The 4,657-nt window shown below is 33.5% G+C and carries 7 protein-coding genes and 1 pseudogene; 6 read left to right on the top strand and 2 right to left on the bottom strand.

The window, feature by feature from the left end:
• The 5 genes and pseudogenes from H4J66_RS20140 to H4J66_RS02895 all read left to right on the top strand — a co-directional run.
• A pseudogene (locus H4J66_RS20140) lies at positions 1-127 on the top strand (IS3 family transposase); the annotation flags it as partial.
• A gap of 38 nt (positions 128-165) precedes the next feature.
• Positions 166-462, top strand: coding sequence for a hypothetical protein (locus tag H4J66_RS02910; protein WP_182170381.1), 297 nt, complete (start codon positions 166-168; stop codon positions 460-462).
• A gap of 639 nt (positions 463-1,101) precedes the next feature.
• Positions 1,102-2,004 (top strand): hypothetical protein, encoded by a 903-nt coding sequence (locus H4J66_RS02905; protein ID WP_182170379.1) that lies wholly within the window; start codon positions 1,102-1,104, stop codon positions 2,002-2,004.
• Positions 2,005-2,192: 188 nt separating this feature from the next.
• Positions 2,193-2,345 carry a hypothetical protein gene (locus H4J66_RS02900; protein WP_182170376.1) on the top strand — a complete coding sequence of 51 codons (153 nt, stop codon included), beginning with the start codon at positions 2,193-2,195 and terminating at the stop codon, positions 2,343-2,345.
• Between the two features lie 150 nt (positions 2,346-2,495).
• Entirely contained in the window at positions 2,496-2,870 is a 375-nt protein-coding gene (locus H4J66_RS02895) for a hypothetical protein (RefSeq protein WP_182170373.1), read from the top strand.
• Positions 2,871-2,971: 101 nt separating this feature from the next.
• Here H4J66_RS02895 and H4J66_RS02890 read toward each other — a convergent pair whose 3' ends face one another.
• Together H4J66_RS02890 and H4J66_RS02885 are read right to left on the bottom strand one after the other, a co-directional pair.
• A complete protein-coding gene (locus H4J66_RS02890; RefSeq protein WP_182170370.1) occupies positions 2,972-3,250 on the bottom strand; it encodes a type II toxin-antitoxin system RelE/ParE family toxin in 279 nt (92 codons plus the stop codon).
• Entirely contained in the window at positions 3,247-3,531 is a 285-nt protein-coding gene (locus tag H4J66_RS02885; RefSeq protein WP_182170367.1) for a damage-inducible protein J, read from the bottom strand. The genes H4J66_RS02890 and H4J66_RS02885 overlap by 4 nt, the downstream gene beginning before the upstream one ends.
• Positions 3,532-3,706: 175 nt before the next feature.
• On the opposite strand from H4J66_RS02885, the gene H4J66_RS02880 reads away from it, so the two are divergent.
• Positions 3,707-4,357, top strand: coding sequence for a DUF2726 domain-containing protein (locus H4J66_RS02880; protein ID WP_182170364.1), 651 nt, complete (start codon positions 3,707-3,709; stop codon positions 4,355-4,357).
• Positions 4,358-4,657 lie beyond the last annotated feature (300 nt).

Here is a 4,657-nt window from a genome sequence, read left to right as displayed (position 1 = left end):
AATCATTAATTACATCATGGATTATTACAATAAGACCAGGCCACATACGTACAACGGTGGAATAAGCCCAAATGAATCAGAGCGAAGATACAAATTAAGCTACAAAACTGTGGCCAATTTTACTTGACCACTTCATTTAGGCGTTATAGCGCAAAGGAACTGTATATGAATTCATCAGCTATCAAATTGAAAAACACGCCTAATGCAATAAAGGAATTCTTAGATGTTGCTTTAAAATCTAAACCGATGTTTATTGCTTATCAACTTATAGTTTTAGCTATTTTTATTGTAGTTATTACTTTAGAAAACAATAATGTTACCGACAGAATAGTTGTTAATTGGGTGTGTGGTATCGCTTTAATATCTAGTGTTACTTATTTATCTCTAGCACCTTGGATCTCAAATATAGTAAGGGCGGCTACTTTTATTGGGGTATGTCTTTCCCTGTATCTTTGGTGGTAATGCGCCATAACAAGCAATTCAAGCAGGACAAATAACAGTTGGCTATTTGCTCCTTCGTCGCCTATTTTAGCCAACCATTATTTGCCTCTTAATGGGGCGTTAGCTGCTAATCAAATCACGGAGAGGATTGTAATATGCAAGGAGTCTTACTAGTACTAGTGCCCGCTATAATAATATCGTTAGGTGTTGCCACTTTTAAATTAAAGTTCCCTAACTTTAGTTTGCTACCAGATGTTTTTAACATCAAATTACCAATTAACTTACTCGTAATCTTAGCTTTGGCAATAACATCAACTTTTTCTATTAATTATATTTATTGCGATTTACTCCAAACTGAATGTAAGCCTGATGCATTGTCTGCTGTAGGTTATATTTTTCATTCTATATTAGTGTTTATATCTTCTACTTTGTTAGTTGTATTATTTGAAAAGCTGTTTGCAAACCGCAGCTAACAAGAACATCAAACGGAAAAATTACAGTTGGCTCTTTTTCGTTCCTCAAAATTTCAGCCAACTATAATTTTCCGCTTATGTAAGCGTTAGCTGCTACAAAGTTAACAATATCGTGTTTCCCTATCTCGATATTGTTACAATAAAATAAATAGGGAAAAATATTAAGGAAAATATTAAGGAAAATATTATGTTTAAATATTTAACAATTGCAATCTTACTTACAGGTTCTTTTTTTGCTCAGTCTCAAACGGTCACAAAAAATTGCCATGGATGCACTGAATTTCAAATGAAGCGACAAGCAGAATTACACAGACCAACGTCTTTGAGAGATTATGTTTATGTTTTTAACTCAACGAATGAGTTGGTCAAACTATACGAAGTTAGTAAAGTGATTATTGATGACTTTATTGAGCACGTACAAGTGATAGAAAAACCAATCTCCCCAGAGCTTGATGGCTACTATCAAGAGTACCTTATAGCACGAAAGGAATTTTTAAATGATTTAGGGTTAGGATCAGCTACTAAATCTCAACGTTCTTCAATGTCCGACAGTAAAGATTGCACTAAACACCAACTACTCCCCGAAAAGAGAATTATAAATAGTGGTGTGAATGCTTTTTCATTTATAAGATCAAATCAAGAAAGAAACGATGTATTCAATGAGTTGATGCTAGACTCTACAACAGCAACTAGAGTTGTATCTACAATGAATCATATCAAAGACGCAGTAAACAGCAATACTGTTTTAAACTTTAAAGATCTAAATATGATTCTTAAATTTCATGATGGAACATCAATAGAAACATATATAGAACCTTTACTAGGTGGTCTAACGTATAAAGTTAGCAGTGGACTTGATGCGGACTGTAACTTAATCCCCGAGACAAAAAGAGAGATGGCGACTGGCTTTAAGTTTACCAATTTAGAGAATTTAAAAGCAATGGAAAATCATCTTTGGTACGAGAATGCGAAGTGGATGAATGATTTTCAGAGGTCTCAGTTTAAGTCTTCTGGGTGCACCGTAGAAACAAGATGCCGATGGGAAGGTACACAAAATTTAGTCTGTTATGGTCAACTTGAATGTAAATAACAGCTTGTCATAGCATAATTATCATCAATAACGCAGCTAACAAGTTAATCAAACGGAAAAATAACAGTTGGCCATCGCTTCGCGATTATAGCCAACCATTATTTTCCACTTAGCAAAGCGTTATATTGCTAGTTAAGTTTAGTAGTTTTATCATCGTCAATATCCATTATTTTAAAGGGAATTACATTATGGAAGATTTAGGATTTGTGTTTGGAATTATCGGTATGTCAATGGGCGTTCCTGCTTTTGTCTTTGCCACGATTTCAATGAGTAAAATAGATAAACTTGAAAAAAGGTTAAAAGAATTAGATGTTTTAAATCAAGATTTTAAATCAAGTTGATTCTGATTTAATTACTTTGTTGTTGGTGTGATCGCAATATAACAAGGCATTCAAACGGACAAATAACAGTTGGCTGTCGTTCGTGCCTCACTATTTTAGCCAACTATTTTTTGTCGCTTAATGTGGCGTTATATTGCTAAAAAGGTTTAATTGAAGCATCATTTATTAGCTAGCTTTTATGCAAGTTTAGTTTCAGTAGTTATCTTGATGCTTATTGATATGCAAGAAAGTCCTGGTATATCAATTGTAGGTGGCTTACTTTTAATACCTATTATTTTTGTTTGCTGTATTGTTCTTGCATATCCACTAATTTATATTCGTTCTCAATTCAAATTAAAAAAATTACAAAGTGTAATCTTATTTGTTTTAACAGGCTTTATTTTAGGTGCGGGGATCCCATTATTTATATTTCCTTGGCTTACAATAGATTCTGAAAGTATTGTATTTATCTTGCAGTATGGTTTTACTGGCTTTTTGGCTTCAATCACAGCGTGGTTCTACGTTCAGCGTAATATCGCAATATAACAAGAAATTAAACAAGGACAAAAAACAGTTGGCTTTTTGTTCACTACGTTCACCTATTATAGCCAACCATTTTTTGCCTGTTAATTGGGCGTTAGTTGCCTTTATTCTGGTGGGAAATTCTGCTTTTGGTGTAAAACTCGCATTATTCTAATCGTATCACCATCGACCCAATAAGAAACAATCATTGATATTTCTGGAATGATTAACACTCTTCCAAGAAAAATGTCTCTTTTAACACCCATTAGGGGGTGTTCTAGTAAGTTTTCAACTTTAGCTTCAATAGTTTGATCAGTTTTTTCTGCTGCACTTGGATTAAAATCAAAAAGAAATTCAAATATTTTTTCACGATCATTTAATGATTCTTCTTCCCAAAAGATCATGATTTGTCTCTATTACGGATTTTCTGTTTTCTTGCTTCCATTAATTTTTTTGCTTCATCATGCAAAATAAAATTAGCTTTTCCATTATCAAACTTGTCAAATGCTGCATTTATTTGTTCCGATAACCATGCATCATGGCTTATAGTTTTTCTTTGTTCTTCTGCTAAACCTTCTGCAAGTTCTCGGCATGCGTCGCTAAGAGTACGGCCTTGGCTTTCCGCCATTTGTTGCGCTAAACGTTTCGTTTCTTCATCAACTCTAAATTGAATGCGAGTGTCCATAATATGTTACCTTAAATTAGTGTTGTACTCACAAATGTTAGCACTGCAATTAATCCAAGGCAACTAACAAGTTGCTTAAACGGACAAAAAACAGTTGGCTTCCCTCACTTCGTTCGTTATTGTAGCCAAACTATTTTTAGCCGCTTAGCAAAGCGTTATACCTCAAGGTGATCAAATGGAATTTATTGCACTCTTTCTCATTGTTATCGTTTTATTATTCATATTCCTATTTAAGAACAAGAGTTCTAAACAGACGGTAGCACCATATGAATTATGTGGACCACTATTTACACCAGCCGAACGATCTTTTTATGGGGTATTAAAACTTACTTGTGAAGATAAAGCAGTTGTATTTGGTAAAGTAAGAATCGCTGATATCCTTAAACCAAAAAAAGGACTTAACCGAAGCCAATGGCAAATTGCATTTAATAAAATATCCGCAAAACACTTTGATTTTGTTTTATGCAACCCTAAAAATCTTACTGTTCTAGCAGTCATAGAACTTGATGATAAAAGCCACTCTCAGGAAAAACAAATTAAACGTGATGAATTCGTTGAATCTGCATGTGAAACAGCAGGTTTAAAACTACATAGATTCAAAGCTTCTACTAGTTACGCTGTTGATGAAATTAAAAAGGAATTATTTCCTGCTACAGAAGTTTTAGCAGATGTAACTGCACCTGAAAAAAATGATAATAAAATATGTCCTAAATGTTCGTCAGAATTAACTGTTAAAACCGCACAAAAAGGAAAGAATAAGGGGAATGATTTTTTAGCTTGTAGTAGTTTTCCTAAGTGTCGCTATACCGAAGAAATTGAGGTATAACAAGTCATTAAAGCAGGACAAAAAACAGTTGGTTTTTGCTCGTGCCTCGCTTATTTTAACCAACTATTTTATTGCCTCTTAATGAGGCGTTATGTGTTTTTCAAACTAATGATGAATATGTCAAATGTAATGGATACAATTAAAATTAGAGATAATAAAAGCGACTTTAAACTAACGATGGTTTTGGCATTTGTTTTAGTGGCTATTTCATTTTTTGCAGTAGGGTTTATTTATGCAAATGTACCTCAAACTGGAGTGCTAATTAAATTAATAGCTATTTTTGGTGGTATAAATGCATTC

The sequence above is a fragment of the Colwellia sp. MB3u-55 genome (assembly GCF_014076785.1).
GTDB lineage: Bacteria > Pseudomonadota > Gammaproteobacteria > Enterobacterales > Alteromonadaceae > Colwellia_A.
Note: the sequence above shows the minus strand (reverse complement) of the source record. Positions and strands in the feature narration are given on the sequence as shown.